Source organism: Pseudomonas sp. GW821-FHT10C09 (assembly GCF_059415465.1).
This window is the reverse complement of sequence record NZ_JBWKNG010000024.1, coordinates 75,693-96,340: the sequence shown is the minus strand read 5'-3', so window position 1 is coordinate 96,340 and position 20,648 is coordinate 75,693. Positions and strand designations below refer to the sequence as shown.

General features: G+C 60.8%; 16 protein-coding genes. 8 read left to right on the top strand and 8 right to left on the bottom strand.

Translation table 11 applies throughout. The features are described from left to right. Positions 1 to 117 precede the first annotated feature (117 nt). The 6 genes from AC07N8_RS23415 to AC07N8_RS23390 all read left to right on the top strand — a co-directional run bounded on the left by AC07N8_RS23415 (position 118) and on the right by AC07N8_RS23390 (position 7,569). Positions 118 to 2,241, top strand: coding sequence for a TonB-dependent receptor plug domain-containing protein (locus AC07N8_RS23415; protein ID WP_493145929.1), 2,124 nt, complete (start codon positions 118 to 120; stop codon positions 2,239 to 2,241). Beyond that, positions 2,242 to 3,174, top strand: a complete 933-nt coding sequence (locus AC07N8_RS23410; RefSeq protein ID WP_493145930.1) for an ABC transporter substrate-binding protein — start codon at positions 2,242 to 2,244, stop codon at positions 3,172 to 3,174. Continuing rightward, positions 3,171 to 5,072, top strand: a complete 1,902-nt coding sequence (locus AC07N8_RS23405; RefSeq protein ID WP_483841400.1) for an ATP-binding protein — start codon at positions 3,171 to 3,173, stop codon at positions 5,070 to 5,072. Before AC07N8_RS23410 ends, AC07N8_RS23405 begins: the two co-directional genes overlap by 4 nt. 247 nt (positions 5,073 to 5,319) lie before the next feature. Continuing rightward, positions 5,320 to 5,835 carry a 3-hydroxyacyl-[acyl-carrier-protein] dehydratase FabA gene (fabA, locus tag AC07N8_RS23400; protein WP_008148022.1) on the top strand — a complete coding sequence of 172 codons (516 nt, stop codon included), beginning with the start codon at positions 5,320 to 5,322 and terminating at the stop codon, positions 5,833 to 5,835. Between the two features lie 11 nt (positions 5,836 to 5,846). Further along, positions 5,847 to 7,067 carry a beta-ketoacyl-ACP synthase I gene (fabB, locus tag AC07N8_RS23395; protein ID WP_483841401.1) on the top strand — a complete coding sequence of 407 codons (1,221 nt, stop codon included), beginning with the start codon at positions 5,847 to 5,849 and terminating at the stop codon, positions 7,065 to 7,067. 313 nt (positions 7,068 to 7,380) lie between these two features. Further along, positions 7,381 to 7,569 carry a hypothetical protein gene (locus tag AC07N8_RS23390; protein ID WP_140667387.1) on the top strand — a complete coding sequence of 63 codons (189 nt, stop codon included), beginning with the start codon at positions 7,381 to 7,383 and terminating at the stop codon, positions 7,567 to 7,569. 70 nt (positions 7,570 to 7,639) lie between these two features. On the opposite strand, the gene AC07N8_RS23385 is transcribed toward AC07N8_RS23390, so the two are convergent. The 7 genes from AC07N8_RS23385 to AC07N8_RS23355 form a co-directional block, all read right to left on the bottom strand. Further along, complete coding sequence (locus AC07N8_RS23385) at positions 7,640 to 8,182, bottom strand: DUF2058 domain-containing protein (RefSeq protein WP_483841402.1); 543 nt, start codon at positions 8,180 to 8,182, stop codon at positions 7,640 to 7,642. Between the two features lie 28 nt (positions 8,183 to 8,210). Continuing rightward, positions 8,211 to 9,044, bottom strand: coding sequence for a nucleoside triphosphate pyrophosphohydrolase (gene mazG, locus AC07N8_RS23380; protein ID WP_493145931.1), 834 nt, complete (start codon positions 9,042 to 9,044; stop codon positions 8,211 to 8,213). A 143-nt stretch (positions 9,045 to 9,187) separates the two neighbouring features. Next, on the bottom strand, positions 9,188 to 11,431 hold the full coding sequence (relA, locus tag AC07N8_RS23375) for a GTP diphosphokinase (protein WP_483841404.1): 2,244 nt from the start codon (positions 11,429 to 11,431) through the stop codon (positions 9,188 to 9,190). A 123-nt stretch (positions 11,432 to 11,554) separates the two neighbouring features. Beyond that, positions 11,555 to 12,907 carry a 23S rRNA (uracil(1939)-C(5))-methyltransferase RlmD gene (gene rlmD, locus AC07N8_RS23370; RefSeq protein WP_483841405.1) on the bottom strand — a complete coding sequence of 451 codons (1,353 nt, stop codon included), beginning with the start codon at positions 12,905 to 12,907 and terminating at the stop codon, positions 11,555 to 11,557. Next, positions 12,907 to 13,809: a cysteine synthase CysM gene (cysM, locus tag AC07N8_RS23365; RefSeq protein WP_392890799.1), complete on the bottom strand. Its 903-nt coding sequence runs from the start codon at positions 13,807 to 13,809 to the stop codon at positions 12,907 to 12,909. Before cysM ends, rlmD begins: the two co-directional genes overlap by 1 nt. Positions 13,810 to 14,028: 219 nt before the next feature. Further along, positions 14,029 to 15,459: a histidine kinase sensor domain-containing protein gene (locus AC07N8_RS23360; protein WP_493145932.1), complete on the bottom strand. Its 1,431-nt coding sequence runs from the start codon at positions 15,457 to 15,459 to the stop codon at positions 14,029 to 14,031. Next, the gene (locus tag AC07N8_RS23355; RefSeq protein WP_493145933.1) at positions 15,446 to 16,168 is read right to left on the bottom strand and encodes a response regulator transcription factor; all 723 of its coding nucleotides are present in this window, start codon (positions 16,166 to 16,168) and stop codon (positions 15,446 to 15,448) included. The genes AC07N8_RS23360 and AC07N8_RS23355 overlap by 14 nt, the downstream gene beginning before the upstream one ends. 215 nt (positions 16,169 to 16,383) lie before the next feature. Between AC07N8_RS23355 and AC07N8_RS23350 the strand changes: the two genes are divergently transcribed. Together AC07N8_RS23350 and AC07N8_RS23345 are read left to right on the top strand one after the other, a co-directional pair. Further along, positions 16,384 to 19,140, top strand: a complete 2,757-nt coding sequence (locus tag AC07N8_RS23350; RefSeq protein ID WP_483841408.1) for a response regulator — start codon at positions 16,384 to 16,386, stop codon at positions 19,138 to 19,140. Between the two features lie 75 nt (positions 19,141 to 19,215). After that, complete coding sequence (locus AC07N8_RS23345) at positions 19,216 to 20,205, top strand: 2-hydroxyacid dehydrogenase (protein ID WP_493145934.1); 990 nt, start codon at positions 19,216 to 19,218, stop codon at positions 20,203 to 20,205. Positions 20,206 to 20,211: 6 nt separating this feature from the next. On the opposite strand, the gene AC07N8_RS23340 is transcribed toward AC07N8_RS23345, so the two are convergent. Beyond that, positions 20,212 to 20,619: a hypothetical protein gene (locus AC07N8_RS23340; protein ID WP_483841410.1), complete on the bottom strand. Its 408-nt coding sequence runs from the start codon at positions 20,617 to 20,619 to the stop codon at positions 20,212 to 20,214. Positions 20,620 to 20,648: the final 29 nt, after the last annotated feature.

Below are 20,648 nucleotides of genomic sequence, written 5' to 3'. Positions count from 1 at the left end.
ACCAACACTTGTAGGAAGAAGACCAATAAATACGAGGAAAATGCCGGCATCGTGAATGGAAAAGTGCCCGCGCTCGGTTAACATGCGCGCCAACTCCTCACGATCAAAGGGTATGACGTGTCGCTTGGTTCTCCATCACCCCGCTCGCCGCTGGTCCTGGTGCTGATGTTCAGCCCGTCCTTGCTGGCCGACGACTTGTTCCTCGACAACGAACCGCTCCCGCAAGTGCTGACGGCGACACGCCTGAAGCAATCGCCGGCCGCAGTTCCGGGGAGCATGACGGTGATTGACAGCGAATTGATCAACGCCAGCGGCGCCCGCGACATCAGCGAATTGCTGCGACTGGTGCCGGGCATGATGGTCGGCAACATCAGCGGCAACCAGGCCGCCGTGAACTACCACGGCACCAACGCCACCGCCGCCCGGCGCATGCAGGTGCTGATCGACGGTCGCTCGGTGTACCGCGCCGGCCTGGCCACGGTGGACTGGAGTGATATCCCGGTGGCCATGGAAGATATCGAGCGCATCGAAGTCTTTCGTGGCCCGAACACCGTCAGCTACGGCGCCAACGCGCTGATGGCCGTGGTCAACATCATCACGCGCAACCCGGCCAACAGCCATGGCACCCGCGTCAAAGTCACCCGTGGCCAACGCGGCATCAACGACTATTACGCCAGCCAGGGCACCGGCTGGGACGGCGGTGACCTGCGTCTGTCACTGTCCGGCCAGCAAGACGACGGTTTCGATTCGGACCGCAACGGTGCCAATTATCGGGACAGCCGTCGCCTCAATCGCTTCAACCTCGCGGTCAGCCAGACGCTCGCCGAAAACCAGAGCATCGACTGGCAATTGAATGCGAAGGAAGGCACCAACCAACGGCCGTATACCTACCGCCCGGTGTTCCCGGGGATTACCGCCGCCGGCGACAATTCCGACGTCGCCGCCAAGGATTACGCCGGCTCGCTGCGCTGGAACCTGGACCTCAATCCCGATCACAGCCTTTATGTCCAGGGCTCGGCCCAACACTGGGATCGCCAGCAAACCTGGCGCGCCTGCGATGCCGAAGTGTCGTTCAGCCCGGAGCTGACCCAACTCTGGCAGCTCAACCCCAATTACACCGAACGCCTGGCGCGCAACATGGATCGCTTCACCGGTCCCGGCGCGCCTCGCGGCACGCCGGCGGAACAAGCGCTGGCCAATCAAGTGCTGGGGCAATGGAAAAGTGGCGCGCGGCAAACGCTCTGTGGCGACATCGACCAGAGCGCCCGGGAATCGCGCTACGACCTCGAAGTACAAGACACCCTCAGCCTGTCCGACAGCCTGCGACTGGTCAGTGGCATGAACTATCGTTACGACCGGGCCGATTCCGAGACCTACTTCAATGGCACGCTCGACGACACCACGTGGCGCACGTTCGGCCAGCTGGAGTGGCGAGCCACCGAGCATTGGTTGTTGCAGGGCGGGGCGATGTTCGAAGACACGCAATTGACCGGCAGCTCGTTGACCCCGCGTGTCGCGGTCAATTACCTGATCAACCCGCGCCATGGTTTACGTGCCGTGTACTCGGAAGCCATCCGCTCACCGGACATGTTCGAGAACAACGTCAACTGGAGTTACCAGGTGACCAACCTGCGGCCCACCGCTTACGGTCAGAGCAGCGCCCGCTATTTCGTCAAGACCCGTGGCCCCGGCGACCTCGACAAGGAACGCATGCGCTCGCGAGAGCTGGGCTACAACGGCTACTTCGTCGAGCTGGGACTGAGCGTCGATGTGAAGCTGTTCTACGACGAAATCAACGGCATGATCAGCGAACCGCTGCGCAACAATCAGTACATCGCCAGCAACTCCAACACCTCGCGCTTCACCGGGGCGGAAACACAACTGGACTGGCGCCTCGGCAGCGCTGACCGCCTGCGCCTGACCTATGCCTACGTGGACGCCGACGCCAGTAACCCGCTGGATGAGCAACAGACCGCGCGCAACAGCGGCTCCGCCGGTTGGCTGCGCAACTGGGGACAGGGCTGGAACAGCGCGCTCTTCTACTATGGCGACGATGCTCTCAATGGTTACCGCTTCGAGCGGGTAGACACGCGCATTGCCAAACGCATCGGCCTGGGCAAGGTCCATCTGGAACTGGCCGGCATTCTTCAGCAACGCCTGGACAACCAACCCACCACCTTCGTCGACAACAACTACGACGAGCGCCGAGTAGTTTATTTCAGCGCGGAGCTGACGTTTTAAATGCGCCGTTGCCTGTCATGGAAGTCGCCGCCACTGGGCCGCCTGCTGGCCGGGTTGTGCCTGGCGGTTGGCTGCCTGCTCGGCGCCCTGCCGATACAGGCTGCGGACATTCTGTTGACGGGCACCGAAGACAGCCCCGGCGTGCAATCCTTCGTCCATGCATTGAGTGAGATGCGCCCCACCGACAACGTGCGTTTCCAGCCACTGGCGAGCCTCCCCTTGCCAAGCAAACTGCCCGCCGCCACGCGCTTGATCCTGCTCGATCTGCCAAGCCTCGACTGGCGCCAGCAAGAGGCCCAAGGCCCGGCGACGCTGGTACTGCGCATCAGTCGCCTGCAAGCCCAACAACGTTTCGGCGTGAACTTTCCACCGCAGCTCAGCCTGCTCTGGAGTGATCCGCCACTGGATCGGCAATTGCGCCTGACTCGATTGGTCCTGCCCCAGGCGCGGCGCGTCGGCGTGCTGTACGACGATCACAGCGAATTCCTGTTGAAAGAAATGCGCCTGGCCGCCCTGGGGGAATCGCTTGATGTGGTTGCCGAGCGTTGGGACAACACCAATGACAGTCGCCCCTTGCAGGACTTGCTGAAAAACTGCGACGTGCTGCTGGGCCTCGACGATCCCGACCTGTACAACCCGAAAACCGCAAAGAATCTGCTATTGAGCAGCTACTCCCGGCAACTGGCCTTGGTCGGCCCGAATGCCGCGTTCGTCAAGGCCGGCAGCCTGGCCAGCACGTACAGCGATCAGAGCGACTGGCTGCAGGTGCTCGACGAATTGCTCGACCTGCCACCGGCGAGCTGGCCGCGCGCGCTTTACCCGCAACACTTCAAAGTCTCAAGTAACCCGCAAGTGGCTCGTTCATTAGGTATTGAGCAGATTGATGACGCGTCTGCCGCCCTGCAGTTGGCTGAAGGAGAAAGCCGCCCATGACCTTCCGACGCCCTTGGGACATCAACACCCGCACACAGATGATCAGCCTTGGCCCGGCCCTGTTGCTGACACTGCTGCTGATCAGCTTTTTTACCTTCGTACGGATTCAGGACCTGCGTCAGGAGCTCAACCACACCGGGCAGTTGATCGCCAACCAATTGGCTCCCGCCACCGAATACGGGGTGATTTCGGGTAACAACGAGGTGCTCGAAAGCTTGCTCAAGGCGACACTCGCCACGCCGAACGTGCGCTTCCTCGAGGTCCAGGACAACGCCAACCGGATTCTGGTGTACGTCGAGCAACCGTCGGAAACCCACCGCCGCTCGCAACAGGTGGAAGTGTTCCAGGCACCGGTGCGGTTGCAGCGGATTGCGCTCAACAATGATTTTTTCCAGGGCTCCAAAGCCGCGAGTATCGGCCCCTCCGAGGACTATCTGGGCCGGGTGATCGTCGGTCTGTCGAATGACGCCTTCAACCAGCGTCAGCAGGAAATCCTGTTGAAAGCCGCGATCCTCGCCCTGTTCGCCCTGCTGTTTACCTTTCTGGTCGCACGGCGCCTGGCGGGCAGCCTGTCGCAACCGATCCGCGACATTGGCAATGCGGTGAAGGCGATCCAGGAAGGCGATTACACACGGCCCTTGCCCATTGTGGATGACACCGAGTTGGGCGCGCTGTCGCAACACATCAACAACCTCGCCAGCGGCCTCGAACAAGCCAGTCGCGAACAGCATCAGGCGATGGCGCAGTTGATCCAGACACGCGAGGAAGCGGAAAAGGCCAACAACGCCAAGTCTGATTTCCTGGCGATGATGAGCCATGAACTGCGCACGCCGATGAATGGCGTACTCGGCATGCTGCAATTGCTGGAAACCACCGACATGACCGAAGAGCAGGTCGAATACGCGGCGCTGGCCTCGGAGTCCACCGAACACCTGCTCAAGGTCATCAACGACATTCTCGACTTCTCGCGCATCGAGCGTTCGGAACTGGAACTGGAGCACATCCCGTTCAACCTCGCGGACCTGATCGTCAGTTGCGCCCAATCGTTCCAGCACAGCGCGGCGCAACGCGGGCTCGATCTGCAGTTGGTGATCCCAGATGACCTGCGCGCCCTTCAGGTTCAAGGCGACCCGACGCGCATCCGGCAGATCCTGGTGAATCTGGTCGGCAATGCCTTGAAGTTCACCGAACACGGCCGCGTCAGCATCGAACCGCAGTGGCAATCGCTGGACCACGAACTGCTGTGGTTCACCTGCACCGTGCGCGACAGCGGCATTGGTATCTCCGCTGAAAGCCTGGAGCTGATGTTCAATGCCTTCCAGCAGGCCGACAGTTCCATTTCACGCCGTTACGGTGGCACCGGCCTGGGCCTGCCGATTGCCCGCACCCTGGCGGAACGCATGGGCGGCACCTTGCGGGCGCAGAGTGAAGAAGGCCTGGGCTCGGTGTTTACCCTGGAAATCCCGCTGGCGCTCTATAAACAGACGCTGCCGGTGCTGACCCCGAGGGCGCAGACCGGCAATGAGGATGGCGCCGGGCATAACGTGTTGCTGGTCGAAGACAACCCGGTGAATCAGACCGTGATCGAAGCAATGTTGCGCAGCCTGGGCTTTACTGTCAGCGTCGCGACCGATGGCGCGCAGGCCGTGCGCAGCGCCGAAAGCCTGATTTTTGAAGCGATCCTGATGGACTGCCGACTGCCGATCATCGACGGCTACGAAGCAACCCGACAGATTCGCCAATTGCCCGGCTGCGCGGACTTGCCGATCATCGCCTTGACCGCCAATGCGTTGCAGGGTGATCGCGAAGCCTGTTTGTCGGCGGGCATGAACGATTACTTGGCCAAGCCGTTCAAACGAACTGATTTGCAGCAAATTCTGCAGCGCTGGGTGCAGTAGTACAGGCCTTTCGACCATCTGCGACTGGCGTGAAAGGCGAAAGTGCGGCAGTCTTAGGCACCCGAACAGGCCCGAAAAGGGGCTTGAATAATAATTTCAGTGCACAAGTGTACATTCATGTCCTTGGTGCTGTGACTTTCACCACAACGCAATAGTCTATGAGTAGGCTGCTGACTCGAGGCATGAACGCCTCGATCGGCCGGGAGATTTGCCCCACCCTGCCGCATGGGACTATTGAGGAGCTCGCATGACCCAACAAAACGCCTTTACTCGGGAAGACCTGCTGCGCTGCAGTCGCGGTGAGCTGTTCGGCCCAGGTAACGCACAACTGCCCGCCCCGAACATGCTGATGGTGGATCGCATCACCCATATCAGTGCCGAGGGTGGCAAGTACGGCAAAGGTGAATTGGTCGCCGAGCTGGATATCACTCCGGACCTGTGGTTTTTCGCCTGCCACTTCGAAGGTGATCCGGTGATGCCAGGCTGCCTGGGCCTTGACGCCATGTGGCAACTGGTCGGCTTCTTCCTCGGCTGGCAAGGTCTGCCGGGCCGTGGCCGTGCGCTGGGTTCGGGCGAAGTGAAGTTCTTCGGCCAGGTCCTGCCGACCGCCAAGAAAGTCACCTATAACATTCAGATCAAGCGCGTGTTGAAAGGCAAACTGAACCTGGCCATTGCCGACGGTTCGGTCAGCGTCGACGGCCGCGAGATCTACACCGCCGAAGGCCTTCGGGTCGGCGTTTTCACCTCCACTGACAACTTCTAAGGGTTATCCGCATGCGCCGCGTCGTTATCACTGGTCTGGGCATCGTTTCGTGCCTGGGCAATGACAAAGAGACCGTCTCCGCTAACCTGCGTGCAAGTCGCCCTGGCATCCGGTTCAACCCGGAATATGCCGAAATGGGTCTGCGTAGCCAGGTTTCCGGCTCCATCGACCTTCCTCTCGAAGAATTGATCGATCGCAAGATCTATCGCTTCGTTGGCCACGCGGCGGCTTACGCCTACCTGGCCATGAAAGACGCCATCACTGACTCCGGTCTGACCGATGAGCAAGTCTCCAACCCGCGTACCGGCCTGATCGCCGGTTCCGGTGGCGCCTCCACGCTGAACCAGATGGAAGCGCTGGACATCCTGCGCGAAAAAGGCGTGAAGCGCGTTGGCCCGTACCGTGTAACGCGGACCATGAGCAGCACCGTTTCCGCTTGCCTGGCCACCCCGTTCAAGATCAAGGGCCTGAACTACTCCATCGCTTCTGCCTGCGCCACCAGTGCTCACTGCATCGGTACCGCCATGGAACAGATCCAGATGGGCAAGCAGGACATCGTGTTCGCCGGCGGCGGTGAAGAAGAGCATTGGAGCCAGTCGTTCCTGTTCGACGCCATGGGCGCACTGTCCAGCCAGTACAACGAAACCCCGGACAAGGCTTCCCGTGCCTACGACGCCAAGCGTGACGGTTTCGTCATCGCCGGCGGTGGCGGCATGGTCGTGGTCGAAGAGCTGGAACACGCTCTGGCCCGCGGCGCGAAGATCTACGCGGAAATCGTTGGCTACGGCGCAACTTCCGACGGCTACGACATGGTCGCCCCAAGCGGCGAAGGCGCCATCCGCTGCATGCAGATGGCCATGTCCACCGTTGATGCTCCGATCGACTACCTGAACACCCACGGCACCTCGACTCCGGTCGGCGACGTCGCGGAAATGAAAGGTGTGCGTGAAGTGTTCGGCGACAAGGCTCCGGCCATCAGTTCCACCAAGAGCCTGTCGGGTCACTCACTGGGCGCCGCCGGCGTTCACGAAGCGATCTACTGCATGCTGATGATGGAAGGCAACTTCATGGCGGGCTCTGCCAACATCGACGAACTGGACCCGGAAGTGGCAGACATGCCGATCCTGACCAAGACTCGCGAAAACGCCACCATCAACACCGTGATGAGCAACAGCTTCGGTTTCGGTGGCACCAACGCCACGCTGGTACTGAAGCGTTGGGCAGGTAAGTAATACCTCGCCGTTTCGCTGCACACAAAAACGCCCCGACTGGTTCGGGGCGTTTTTTTTGTGCCCGTGAAAGATTGAACACCGCCCCCACAGGTTTTGTGTGAAGACAGTCATCTTCATCAATGCAAACATGAATCTTTTGTCATAAAACTCAACGCCCTGCGACCGAATGTCGCGTGTTACGCGGGCTGCAGGACTTTTGCAGAATCGGCAATTGTTCGTTACCAATCCCGAGCGTTTACTTAGCAAGCTAACAAAACGTATAACAAAGACCTGCACACGCCTTGGTGCAGGTAATTGAGATTGGAGCTAGCAGATGACTGTAAAAGTAACTGAACGCGACGATTCACATAAATCCCATGAAGGTGTAGCCGCCGGTATCCGCATTTGGGATGTCCATCAACAAGACCTGTTGGTGGGGATGTTTCACTCCGAGACTGACGCGCACAACTACAAATCCGAACTGGAAACACTGGAGCAGCAAAGGGCGTTGCGCTCCGCTTGAGCAACTACAGCATTGAAAACGACAAACCCCGCCATGAGCGGGGTTTGTCGTTGTTGCGGCCGTTAACGGCTTACCACATCAGATCATCCGGAATCTGATAGGCGGCGTACGGATCGTCCTCGGCGGCCACTTCTTCAGTCTTCACGTTCATCTGCACGATGCGTTGTGGATCGCGCTCCTGGATCTTCAGCGCCGCTTCACGCGGGATCACTTCGTAACCGCCGGCGTGGTGCACGATGGCCAGGAAGCCATTGCTGAGCTGGTTACGCATCAGCGTGTTGACGCAGAGACGCTTGACCTTCTTGTCGTCAACAAAGTTGTAGTAGTCCTCGGTGGTCAGCTTCGGCAGACGCGAGACTTCGATCAATTGCTTGATCTGCGCGGCGCGGGCCTTGGCCTCGACCTTTTCCTGCTGCTGACGGTTCAGCTCCTGGTCGCGCTTGACCTTTTCGGCCTGCGCTTCCTGCGCCGCACGCTGCTGCGAGTCATCCAGTTCGATATGGCCTTTGTGGGCCAGGCGCTGTTGTTTCTGCTTGTCTTTGCCGACCTGTTTGGCCTGCTTCTGGTTGACCAGCCCTGCTTTGAGCAACTGGTCGCGAAGGGAAATGCTCATGGTGCTTGTTTCTCACTTAGGCAACTGCTCAACCGCAGCTGGTCAAATTCTTTTCCTGACGTTTGGCTTCGCCCCACAAGGCGTCCAACTCTTCGAGGGTGCAATCTTCTATGGGACGGTGGGTGTCGCGCAATGCCTGTTCGATAAAACGGAAGCGTCTTTCGAATTTGCTGTTGGCGCCACGCAGCGCGGTTTCCGGATCAACCTTGAGATGACGCGCCAGATTGACCACGGAAAACAGCAAGTCACCCACTTCATCGGCAATCGCCGCCGAGTCATTGTCGGCCATCGCTTCGAGCACTTCATCGAGCTCTTCGCGAACCTTGTCCAGCACCGGCAAAGCGTCCGGCCAGTCGAAACCGACCTGCCCGGCGCGCTTCTGCAACTTGGCGGAACGCGACAATGCCGGCAGCGCGGCGGGCACATCGTCGAGCAAGGACAGTTGTTGCGGCGCGGCAGATTTCTCGGCGCGCTCCTCGGCCTTGATCTCTTCCCAGCGCTGCTTGACCTGTTCTTCACTCAGGCGCGGGATGTCCATGGGCGCATACAGATCACCGGTGGGGAACACGTGAGGATGGCGACGGATCAGCTTGCGGGTGATGCTGTCGATGACACCGGCGAATTCGAAGCGCCCTTCTTCCCGTGCCAGTTGGCTGTAATAAACCACCTGGAACAGCAAATCCCCCAACTCACCCTGCAAGTGATCGAAGTCACCGCGCTCGATGGCGTCAGCGACTTCATAGGCTTCCTCAAGGGTGTGCGGGACGATGGTGGCGTAAGTTTGCTTGATGTCCCACGGGCAACCGAACTGCGGGTCGCGCAGACGGGCCATCAAGTGCAATAAGTCTTCGAGTGAATACATCAATCAGTCTCTACACAAAACCAATGTGGGAGCGAGCCGGCTCCGGGCGGCGTTCCGACGAAAGCGGTGGGTCAGACAACATTGATGTCGACTGACACGCCCTCTTCGCGAGCAGGCTCGCTCCCACATTTGATCGGGGGTCATCAAGGCGTCCGGTTACGGCGGGTTTCGATGATGTTCGGCAACTGGGAAATCCGTCCCAGCAACCGCCCCAGCGCATCCAGCCCCGGAATCTCGATGGTCAGGGACATCAACGCAGTGTTGTCCTCTTTGTTCGAGCGGGTGTTGACCGCCAGCACGTTGATCCGCTCGTTGAGCAGCACCTGCGACACGTCACGCAGCAAACCGGAGCGGTCGTAGGCGCGGATGACGATGTCCACCGGATACGTGAGCACCGGCACCGGGCCCCAGCTGACCTGGATGATCCGCTCTGGCTCGCGCCCGCCCAGTTGCAGCACCGAAGCGCAGTCCTGGCGGTGAATGCTCACGCCACGGCCCTGGGTGATGTAACCGACGATGGCATCCCCCGGCAACGGCTGGCAGCAGCCGGCCATTTGCGTCATCAGGTTGCCGACACCCTGGATCTGGATGTCGCCACGCTTGCCCGGTTTGTAGCCGGTGGCTTTGCGCGGGATCAGCTCCAGCTGTTCGTTGCCGCGTTCCGGCTCGACCAGTTGCTGCGCCAGATTCACCAATTGCGCCAGGCGCAAATCACCGGCGCCCAATGCGGCGAACATGTCCTCGGCGGTCTTCATGTTGGCCTTGTCGGCCAGCTTTTCGAAGTCCACCGCCGGCAAGCCCAGACGATTGAGTTCACGCTCGAGCAGGGTCTTACCGGCCGCGACGTTCTGGTCACGCGCCTGCAATTTGAACCAGTGGACAATCTTCGCCCGCGCCCGCGAGGTGGTGATGTAACCCAGGTTAGGGTTCAGCCAGTCGCGGCTCGGGGTGCCGTGCTTGCTGGTGATGATCTCGACCTGTTCACCGGTTTGCAGGCTGTAGTTGAGCGGCACGATGCGCCCGTTGATCTTAGCGCCACGGCAGTTATGGCCGATCTCGGTGTGCACGCGATAGGCGAAGTCCAGCGGCGTCGAGCCTTTCGGCAAGTCGATGGCATGACCGTCCGGCGTGAAGATGTAGACCCGGTCCGGCTCGATATCGACCCGCAGCTGTTCCGCCAGGCCGCCGATATCACCCAGCTCTTCGTGCCACTCGAGGACCTGACGCAACCACGAGATTTTCTCTTCGTAGTGATTGGAGCCGGATTTGACGTCGGTGCCCTTGTAGCGCCAGTGCGCGCATACGCCCAGCTCGGCTTCCTCGTGCATGGCGTGGGTGCGGATCTGCACTTCCAGCACCTTGCCCTCGGGACCGATCACCGCGGTGTGCAGCGAGCGGTAGCCGTTCTCTTTCGGGTTGGCGATGTAGTCGTCGAATTCTTTCGGGATGTGCCGCCACAAGGTGTGGACAATGCCGAGCGCGGTGTAGCAATCGCGCATTTCCGGCACCAGCACGCGAACGGCGCGCACGTCGTAGATCTGGCTGAATTCCAGACCCTTGCGCTGCATTTTGCGCCAGATCGAATAGATGTGTTTGGCCCGGCCGCTGATGTCGGCATCGACGCCGGTGGCCTGCAATTCGTTCTTCAGCTGGCTCATCACGTCGGCGATGAACCGCTCGCGATCCAGGCGCCGTTCATGCAGCAACTTGGCGATTTGCTTGTACTGGTCAGGCTCAAGGTAACGGAAGGACAAGTCCTCCAGTTCCCACTTGATGTGACCGATACCGAGACGGTGCGCGAGGGGCGCATAGATGTCGAAGACTTCACGGGCGACGCGATTGCGTTTTTCGTCGTCGGCGGTTTTCACCGCGCGAATCGCGCAGGTGCGTTCAGCCAGTTTGATCAGTGCGACGCGAACGTCGTCGACCATGGCGACCAGCATTTTGCGCAGGTTTTCGACCTGGCCCTGAGTGCCCAGCACCAGGGATTTACGCGGGCTCAGGCTGTCGCTGATCGCCGCCATGCGTTGCACGCCGTCGATGAGCTTGGCCACCACCGGGCCGAAGCGCTGGCTGATCGCAGGCAAGAGGATCTGCCCTTCGCGCACGCCACGGTACAAGATCGCGGCGACCAGTGAATCCTGATCGAGTTTGAGGTCGGCGAGAATCTCGGCGATCTCAAGGCCCGTGCGGAAACTCGACGTCCCTTCGGACCATAGATTCTTCGCCGCATTGGCCTGCTGTTCAGACGTACGAGCGAACTCGCACGCTTCCTTCAAGGCTTCGCGATCCAGTGCCGGATCGACACTGACCGCATGATCGAGCCAAGCCTCGAGATTGATACTGCCGTCTGTATTGATCGGCTGGTGTGCTCTCACCTGTACCATCTTGCTTACCTTCCCTACGACGCAGATTCAATGCGTCAAATCGCTGACCTTCGTTGCCCGCTTGCGCTCGCGGGGCTCATGCGAGCGCTGCACGGGCGGGACAGTCGGACCAGACGAGCCGTCCTAGCTCGCTTCAAATAACGCCATGGCCTCGACATGTGCCGTTTGAGGAAACATATCGAGAATCCCGGCACGTTTTAACCGGTAGCCCTGCTTGATCAATTCAACCGTGTCGCGCGCCAGCGTTGCCGGGTTGCACGACACGTACACCAACCGCTTGGCGCCCAGGGACGCCAGCTTGCGCACGGCCTCGAAGGCACCGTCACGCGGTGGGTCCAAGAGTACCGCACAAAAGCCTTCGCGCGCCCATTCAGCGTCGGTCAAAGGCTGGGATAAATCGGCCTGAAAAAACTTCGCGTTATGCAGATTATTGCTAGCCGCGTTCGCAGCGGCGCGCTCGACCATGGCCTGCACACCTTCCACCGCCACGACTTCGCGAACGGCCTTGGCCAGCGGCAAGGCAAAGTTACCCAAGCCACAAAACAAATCCAGAACCCGCTCATCCGCCTGCGGTTTCAGCCAGTCCAGCGCCTGGGCAATCATCGCTTCGTTGACCCCGGCATTGACCTGAATGAAATCCCCCGGCCGGTAGGCCAGTTCCAGGTCCCACTGCTCCAGGCGATAACCCAGCGACGCATCGGCCTCGACCGGTTGTGGCTCACCGTCCCCATGCAGCCACAATTGGGCTTCATGGGCGGCGCAGAATTCCTTGAGGAGGGTCATGTCGGCGTCAGACAACGGCGCCATGTGCCGCAGCAATACGGCCAACGACGAACCGCTGAACAATTCCACATGCCCCAGCGCCTGAGGTTTGCTCAAGCGACGGAGCATCTCCGGCAAGTGGGTCATGATCGGTTGCAAGGGCTGTACCAGCACCGTGCATTCGTTGATCGCGACAATGTCCTGACTGCCCGCAGCGCGGAATCCGACGTCGAGTTTTTTCGCTTTCATGTCCCAGCGCACCGCCACACGGGCGCGACGGCGGTAACCGAATTCCGGACCGCTCAACGGCGCTGCCCACTCTTGCGGTTCGACACCGGCGACTTTCGACAGTTGCTCGGCGAGCATGCGTTGTTTCAGGGCGAGTTGTTCAGAATGAGGCAGATGTTGCACGCTGCAGCCGCCACAGCGACCGGCGTGCGGGCACGGTGCCGGGCGACGCAGTTCGCTGGCCTGGAACACGCGCTCGGTGCGCGCCTCGACCACTTTGCCGTGGGCGCCCAATACTCGCGCCTCGACTTCTTCACCGGCCAAGGCGCCGATGACGAACCAGGTGCGACCTTCAAAAAAAGCGATACCGCGACCGTCATTGGCCAGGCGCTCGATGCTCAAGCGCTGCTTTTTGCCGGTCGGGATTTGTGGGGCCTTGCTGCCGCCCGTGGGTTGGAAGCGCAGGCCTCTCTCGTGCTTGGCCATCAGTTGGGCGCGTCGAAAATGCCGGTCGACAAGTAACGGTCGCCTCGGTCGCAGATGATCGCGACGATCACCGCGTTTTCAACTTCTTTGGACAGGCGCAGCATCGCTGCCACTGCACCGCCCGAGGACACGCCACAGAAGATGCCTTCTTCGCGGGCCAGACGACGGGTCACGTCCTCGGCTTCGCTTTGCGCCATGTCGACGATGCGGTCGACACGATCCGCCTGATAAATCTTCGGCAGGTATTCCTGCGGCCAGCGACGGATGCCCGGAATCGCCGAGCCTTCCATCGGTTGCAGGCCGATGATTTGCACGCTGTCGCTCTGCTCTTTCAAGTAGCGCGAGACACCCATGATGGTGCCGGTGGTGCCCATCGAACTGACGAAATGGGTGATGGTGCCCTCGGTCTGGCGCCAGATTTCCGGGCCGGTGGTGGTGTAGTGCGCCTCCGGGTTGTCCCCGTTGGCGAACTGGTCCAGCACCTTGCCACGGCCTTCGGCTTCCATCCGCTGAGCGAGGTCGCGGGCGCCTTCCATGCCTTCTTCCTGAGTGACCAGGATCAGCTCGGCACCATAAGCCGTCATCGCGGCTTTACGTTCGGCACTGGAGTTGTCCGGCATGATCAGGATCATCTTGTAACCCTTGATCGCGGCGGCCATCGCCAACGCAATCCCGGTGTTGCCGGAAGTTGCTTCGATCAGCGTGTCGCCAGCGTGGATCTGCCCGCGCAACTCGGCGCGGGTGATCATCGACAGCGCCGGACGGTCCTTGACCGAACCCGCCGGGTTATTCCCTTCGAGCTTGAGCAAAAGGGTATTGCTGGTGGCGCCAGGCAGGCGCTGCAAACGGACCAGCGGAGTGTTGCCGACGCAATCGGCGATGGTTGGGTACTGCAAGGTCATGGCGTATTCGCAATCCAGACTGCGGGGGCGCCTATCATACCGGCAAACGTTCGCAGGCCATATCACGCAAAGTGCGGTGCTTATGGCTTATGGGAATAAGCAGCCTGGACAGGGACTATTCTGCCTGGAGATGACCGAAATATGGGCCCCCTGTGAAAGCTTAGTGGGCAATCATAGGGGGCAGCGGGGGTAGCCATTTCATTATTGGGGCTGTGTTGATCACACCATTTGTGGGCGACCCACATCCCCTGTGGGAGCGAGCCTGCTCGCGAAGGCGTCATCGCTCACACCATCAACTTCAGCCACCAACCGCATATTCAGCCGCAACCCAACCCCAGTGTTCTCAGCCCACAGCTGCCCCCCCTGACGCCGCACCGCATTCCTCGCAATGCTCAACCCCAACCCGAACCCGCCGTTCCCCGGTCGCGAGCCGTCGAGCCGAATGAAGGGGCAGAAGATCCGCTCTAGATCAGCCTCGGCCACCCCGCCGCCCTCATCCTCCAGCCACACATGCCAGAAATCACCATCGCGCTGCCCGCCCAGACTCACCACACCGCCCTCGGGCGAATGACGAATGGCGTTGCGCAGGATGTTTTCCATGGCCTGGGCCAGGGTATTGAGGTTGCCGCGCACCCAGCACGACGAGTCCACCGTGCAGCGCAATTGACTGCCCGGCCAGCCGCTTTCATAGCAGGCATTTTCCGTGAGCATTTCCCACAAGGCCTGAACCTGAATCGCTTCGTCGGGCAACGGCGCACGCTCGGTATCGAGCCAGGCCAGTTGCAGCGTGTCCTCGACCAGACGCTGCATGCCATCGACTTCCCGACCGATACGCTCGCGCAACGCCGTCAGCCCCTGCTCGCTTTCGCTGGCCACCCGCAAGCGGCTCAACGGTGTGCGCAGTTCGTGGGACAGATCGCGCAGCAACTGCTGCTGCAAGGCCACGGTGCTTTGCAGGCGCTCGGACATGTGATCGAAGGCCCGACCCAGCTCGCCGAGTTCATCTGATCGATTGGTGGTGCTGCTCGACAGGCGCACGTTCAACTGGTCCGCGCGCCAGGCATTCGCCTGTTCGCGCAAACTGTTCAACGGCACGACCAGCAGTCGATACAGACCGACGCATAACAACAGCGTGAACAATCCCGGAATGATGCCGTTGGTGATCACGCGCCAGAACAGCCGGTATTGCCCCGGAACAAAACGCTGGGGCAACTCGATCACCAGGCTGCCCGCCGCCGGGTCTTTGGGAAAGGGGATTCTCAACCACGGCAAGCCTTTGGTATGGCGACTCGTTGGCCAATCCAGCCCACGCAAAAAGGTCAGGCGCTGAATTTCTTTATCCGTCAGCGGATAGCTGCTCAGCGACTGCAAATCAGCGCCGATGACGCCGACCCAGGATGTTTCGTGCTTGCCGATACCCTGCAGCCAGACATCGACGCCAGCACTCTGGTGTTGACTCCAGGCTTGCTCGGCTTCGGCGGCGTAGCCGGTTAGCGTGATCCGCGCCTCTTCGGACAAGAACAGGTTTTTCTGTTCCATGTACCGACCCCAGGACCAACTCAGCCAGATCATCAGCAGACAAAACGCTACCAGCAAACAGGCGAGTTTCCAGAACAGCGAGTACCGCCCAGGCAGGTCAGACCATTTCATCGGCAGCACTCAAGACGTAGCCTTTGCCCCAGACCGTGCGCACTTCGCGCTCGGTATAGCCGATGCCTTTGAGTTTGCGGCGGATCTGGCTGATGTGCATGTCGAGGCTGCGATCATGCGCGGCGTAACCGCGTTGCAGCACATGCTGATAAAGGAAGGCTTTGCTCAACACTTCATCGCCATTGCGATTGAGCGTTTCCAGCAACCGATATTCGCTGCGAGTCAGGCCGGCGGCGTGCTCGCCATGGAAAACCTCACACAGCTCATCGTCGAACCGCAGGCTGTGCACCTCGCAGGCCAACGGCTGCGGCGCCGGTCGACGGTCGAGCGCCACCCGCCGCAGGATCGCTTCGATGCGCACGCGCAACTCGGCCATGCTGAAGGGTTTTGGCAGGTAGTCATCGGCGCCCAGGCGAAAGCCGCTGATGCGGTCCTCCTCGGCCCCCAGTGCGGACATCAGCACCACCGGCGTGGCGTGGCTCTGGCGTAATTGCGTCAACACATTGAGCCCGTCCAGGCCCGGCAACAGAATATCCATCAACACCACATCGAAAGCTTGCTGGCGCGCGATGGCCAGGCCTTCCTGGCCGTCCTGGCACCAGGTCACCTGAAAACCGCAACGGCCCAAATGCTCGTGCACATAGGCACCGAGCACGAGGTCGTCTTCGATGGAAAGGATTCGGGGATGGCCAATCGGGATGGGAGTCATCAGTATCTGCAAATAATTCTCAGTTGGGCGATTATTCAAGATTGCCTGCCGATGGGCAACCCAAGGTTTGCCCAAGACGCAAAAGCAGCCCGCCGGCCGACGAATGACGACATCAATTTTACGAAGATTGCCTGCCTGCAAATCGCTACACTGCCCGGGTGGCGCGTACCGGATGTACCCGCAGGTCAATCAATCGCTGGATGCAGGAGAGATGCGTGCTCAAGAAACTGGGAATTAAAGGCCGCGTGCTGTTGCTGACCCTCTTGCCGACCACTTTGATGGCCTTGGTCCTGGGCGGCTATTTCACCTGGATGCAGCAGTCCGACCTGCAATCCCAACTGATGCAACGCGGCGAGATGATTGCCGAACAGCTTGCACCGCTGGTGGCCCCGGCCATGGCTCACCAGGACAATGAGCTGCTGGAACGCATCGCCACCCAGTCGCTGGAAACAGCCGACGTGCGCGCCGTGACCTTCCTCGCCCCCGACCGCACGCCAGTGGCCCATGCCGGCCCGACCATGCTCAATCCGGCGCCGCCGCTGGGCGACAGTTCGAAGATGTTGCGCCGTAGCGGCAACGATGCAACGCGCTATCTGCTGCCGGTATTCGGCAAACACCGCAACCTGGCCGGCGACTTGATTCCCGACGAAGCCGACCGCCTGCTGGGCTGGGTCGAACTGGAGCTGTCGCACAACGGTATGTTGCTGCGCGGTTACCGCAGCCTGTTTGCCAGCCTGATGATGATTGCTGCCGGACTGGCCGGTGCGGCGCTGCTGGCCCTGCGCATGGGCCGGACCATCAACCGGCCGATCAGCCAGATCAAACTGGCGGTGGCGCAACTCAAGGACGGTCATCTGGAAACCCGCCTGCCGCCCCTCGGCAGCCAGGAACTGGATGAACTGGCGTCCGGCATCAACCGCATGGCCGGCACCCTGCAAAATGCCCAGGAAGAATTGCAGCACAGCGTCGATCAGGCCACCGAAGACGTGCGCCAGAATCTGGAAACCATCGAGATCCAGAACATCGAGCTGGACCTGGCGCGCAAGGAAGCCCTGGAAGCGAGCCGGATCAAATCCGAATTCCTGGCTAACATGAGCCATGAAATCCGCACGCCGCTCAACGGCATTCTCGGCTTCACGCACTTGCTGCAAAAAAGCGAACTGACGCCGCGCCAGCTCGACTACCTGGGCACCATCGAAAAATCCGCCGACAGCCTGCTGGGGATCATCAACGAGATCCTCGACTTCTCGAAAATCGAGGCCGGCAAACTGGTGCTCGACAATATTCCGTTCAACCTGCGCGACTTGCTGCAGGACACTCTGACCATCCTCGCCCCCGCCGCCCACGCCAAACAGCTGGAACTGGTGAGCCTGGTGTACCGCGACACGCCGTTGTCGCTGGTCGGCGACCCGCTGCGACTCAAGCAGATCCTCACCAACCTGGTCAGCAACGCAATCAAGTTCACCCGCGAAGGCACCATCGTCGCCCGCGCCATGCTCGAAGAAGAACACGAAGACAGCGTGCAACTGCGCATCAGCATTCAGGACACGGGCATTGGCCTGTCGAGCCAGGACGTGCGCGCACTGTTCCAGGCCTTCAGCCAGGCTGACAACTCCCTGTCCCGGCAACCCGGCGGTACGGGTCTGGGGCTGGTGATTTCCAAGCGACTGATTGAACAGATGGGCGGCGAGATTGGCGTCGACAGTACACCGGGTGAAGGCTCGGAGTTTTGGATCAGCCTGAGCCTGCCCAAGACCCGCGATGACGCCGAAGACCTGCCCAGCGCGCCCCTGCTCGGGCGCCGCGTGGCGGTGCTGGAAAACCATGAACTGGCGCGGCAGGCCTTGCAGCATCAACTGGAAGATTGCGGCCTGAGCGTCACGCCGTTCAATACCCTGGAAAACCTGGCCAATGGCGTGACCGGCGCGCATCAGACCGATCAGGCCATCGACCTGGCGGTGCTCGGCATCACCAGCAACGACATGCCGCCCGAGCGTCTCAACCAGCACATCTGGGACCTCGAACACCTGGGCTGCAAAGTCCTGGTGCTGTGCCCGACCACCGAGCAGACGCTGTTCCATCTTTCGGTGCCGAACCCGCACAGTCAGCTTCAGGCCAAACCGGCCTGCACGCGCAAACTGCGTCGGGCCTTGTCCGATCTGGTCAACCCGCGCCAGCAGCGCAGCGAACCCGGCGAACCGGTGTCGAGTCGTGCCCCGAAAGTACTGTGCGTCGACGACAACCCGGCCAACCTGTTGCTGGTGCAGACCTTGCTCGAAGACATGGGTGCCAAAGTGCTTGCGGTTGAAAGCGGTTACGCGGCGGTCAAAGCCGTGCAGAACGAAACCTTCGACCTGGTGCTGATGGACGTGCAAATGCCCGGCATGGACGGACGTCAAAGCACCGAGGCGATTCGTCAGTGGGAAAGCGAGCGGCATTGCACGCCGCTGCCGATCGTCGCCCTCACCGCTCACGCCATGGCCAATGAAAAACGCGCACTGCTGCAAAGCGGCATGGACGATTACCTGACCAAACCCATCAGCGAGCGGCAACTGGCGCAGGTGGTGCTGAAGTGGACAGGCCTCGCCCTGCGTAACCATGGGCCGGAACGTTCCAGCGACAGCCACGGCAGCGGGCATGATTTGCAGGTGCTCGACCCCGAAGAAGGTTTGCGCCTGGCCGCGGGCAAGGCGGATCTGGCGGCGGACATGCTGGCGATGTTGCTGGCCTCGCTCGAAGCCGACCGCGAAGCCATTCGGGTTGCCCGCGAAAGCAACGACCAGAATGCACTGATCGAACGCGTCCATCGCTTGCACGGGGCGACCCGTTATTGCGGCGTCCCGCAACTGCGCGCCGCCTGCCAGCGCAGTGAAACCCTGCTCAAGCAACAGGACCCGAAAGCGCCCGGCGCACTTGAAGACCTCGACCGGGCGATCAATCGCCTGGCCGCGCATGCCCGTATCAACGCTTGATGCAGCGCAACGGCGCTGACCACCATCAGCGCTAAGCTGCTACATAAAGCTTGACCGAGTTATCCAGGAGGATTCATGCGCACGATTCTTTTCAGCAGCCAGACCTACGACCGCGACAGTTTTCTGGGCGCCGAGCTGCCCGCCGGCATCGAACTGCACTTTCAATCGGCGCGGCTGAGCCTGGATACCGTGGCGCTGGCCGAACATCACGAGGTGGTCTGCGCCTTCATCAATGACGACCTCAGCTCCCCGGTGCTGGAACGTCTTGTCGCGGGCGGTACGCGCCTGATCGCCCTGCGCTCGGCCGGTTACAACCATGTCGACCTGCCCGCAGCCAAGCGCCTGGGCCTTGCGATCGTGCGCGTCCCGGCCTACTCGCCACACGCTGTGGCTGAACACGCGGTGGCGTTGATCCTGGCACTCAACCGCCGCCTGCACCGCGCCTATAACCGCACCCGCGAAGGCGACTTCAGCCTGCACGGGCTGACCGGCTTCGACCTCGTGGGCAAGACCGTCGGCGTGGTCGGCACCGGACAGATCGGCGCAACGTTCGCCAAGATCATGAACGGTTTCGGCTGCCAATTGCTCGCCTACGACCCGTTCCCCAATCCGCAGGTCGAAGCCCTTGGCGCTCGCTATCTTAGTTTGCCGCAACTGCTGGCGCAGTCGCAGATCATCAGCCTGCATTGCCCGCTCAACGAGCAGAGCAAACACCTGATCAACCGCGAATCACTGGCGCATATGCAACCCGGCGCGATGCTGATCAATACCGGGCGTGGCGGTCTGGTGGACACCCCGGCATTGATCGACGCCTTGAAGGACGGCCAATTGGGTTATCTGGGGCTGGATGTGTATGAAGAAGAGGCGCAGCTGTTTTTCGAGGACCGCTCGGACCTGCCGCTGCAGGACGATGTGCTGGCGCGGTTGCTGACCTTTCCGAATGTGATCATCACCGCGCACCAGGCCTTCCTGACCCGTGAAGCCTTGGGCGCGATTGCCGCGACGACCTTGCAGAACATCGTCGCCTGGGCCGCTGGAACGCCGCAGAACCGGGTCGAAGGCTGATTTTTCTCAGGCTTTGGACAACAGGATCATCAGTCCCAGCCAGCCGAAGCCGAGCAAGCGCTGCCCCACTGAATGCCCGCGACGCAGCAGGAACCAGACAAAAAACGGCGGCAGGAAGAAAATCATCAGTTTCAGCCAGAGTTCTACCGGTCGCGTCCCGTTCATCACGGGGATCGGTACCGGTGCTGGAGCTTCGGTTTCAACCTGGGTTTTTCGCTTACGTCCGAACGCGGCCGGCGTCACCCTCGCCACTTTCTCGTCCTCCGGCAAACGCCCGAAAGTAATCGGTGCCTGCACGGGCGCTACTGTCGAAGTGGCCGCTTGCACCGTTGCCGCCGGTGCACCGCAATGAATGCAAGCAGCCGCCGTGGAACTGATGCTTTGCTTGCACTCATAACATTCGATTAACGCCATGTCCGTTCCCTAGAGGTGTAAAAGCGGCA

Bases quoted from the DNA above. Each gene is read 5' to 3' on its own strand.
- AC07N8_RS23410 (WP_493145930.1), top strand. From the start codon at position 2,242: ATGCGCCGTTGCCTGTCATGGAAGTCGCCGCCACTGGGCCGCCTGCTG.
- AC07N8_RS23405 (WP_483841400.1), top strand. From the start codon at position 3,171: ATGACCTTCCGACGCCCTTGGGACATCAACACCCGCACACAGATGATC.
- fabA (WP_008148022.1), top strand. From the start codon at position 5,320: ATGACCCAACAAAACGCCTTTACTCGGGAAGACCTGCTGCGCTGCAGT.
- fabB (WP_483841401.1), top strand. From the start codon at position 5,847: ATGCGCCGCGTCGTTATCACTGGTCTGGGCATCGTTTCGTGCCTGGGC.
- AC07N8_RS23390 (WP_140667387.1), top strand. From the start codon at position 7,381: ATGACTGTAAAAGTAACTGAACGCGACGATTCACATAAATCCCATGAA.
- AC07N8_RS23385 (WP_483841402.1), bottom strand. From the start codon at position 8,182: ATGAGCATTTCCCTTCGCGACCAGTTGCTCAAAGCAGGGCTGGTCAAC.
- mazG (WP_493145931.1), bottom strand. From the start codon at position 9,044: ATGTATTCACTCGAAGACTTATTGCACTTGATGGCCCGTCTGCGCGAC.
- relA (WP_483841404.1), bottom strand. From the start codon at position 11,431: ATGGTACAGGTGAGAGCACACCAGCCGATCAATACAGACGGCAGTATC.
- rlmD (WP_483841405.1), bottom strand. From the start codon at position 12,907: ATGGCCAAGCACGAGAGAGGCCTGCGCTTCCAACCCACGGGCGGCAGC.
- cysM (WP_392890799.1), bottom strand. From the start codon at position 13,809: ATGACCTTGCAGTACCCAACCATCGCCGATTGCGTCGGCAACACTCCG.
- AC07N8_RS23360 (WP_493145932.1), bottom strand. From the start codon at position 15,459: ATGAAATGGTCTGACCTGCCTGGGCGGTACTCGCTGTTCTGGAAACTC.
- AC07N8_RS23355 (WP_493145933.1), bottom strand. From the start codon at position 16,168: ATGACTCCCATCCCGATTGGCCATCCCCGAATCCTTTCCATCGAAGAC.
- AC07N8_RS23345 (WP_493145934.1), top strand. From the start codon at position 19,216: ATGCGCACGATTCTTTTCAGCAGCCAGACCTACGACCGCGACAGTTTT.
- AC07N8_RS23340 (WP_483841410.1), bottom strand. From the start codon at position 20,619: ATGGCGTTAATCGAATGTTATGAGTGCAAGCAAAGCATCAGTTCCACG.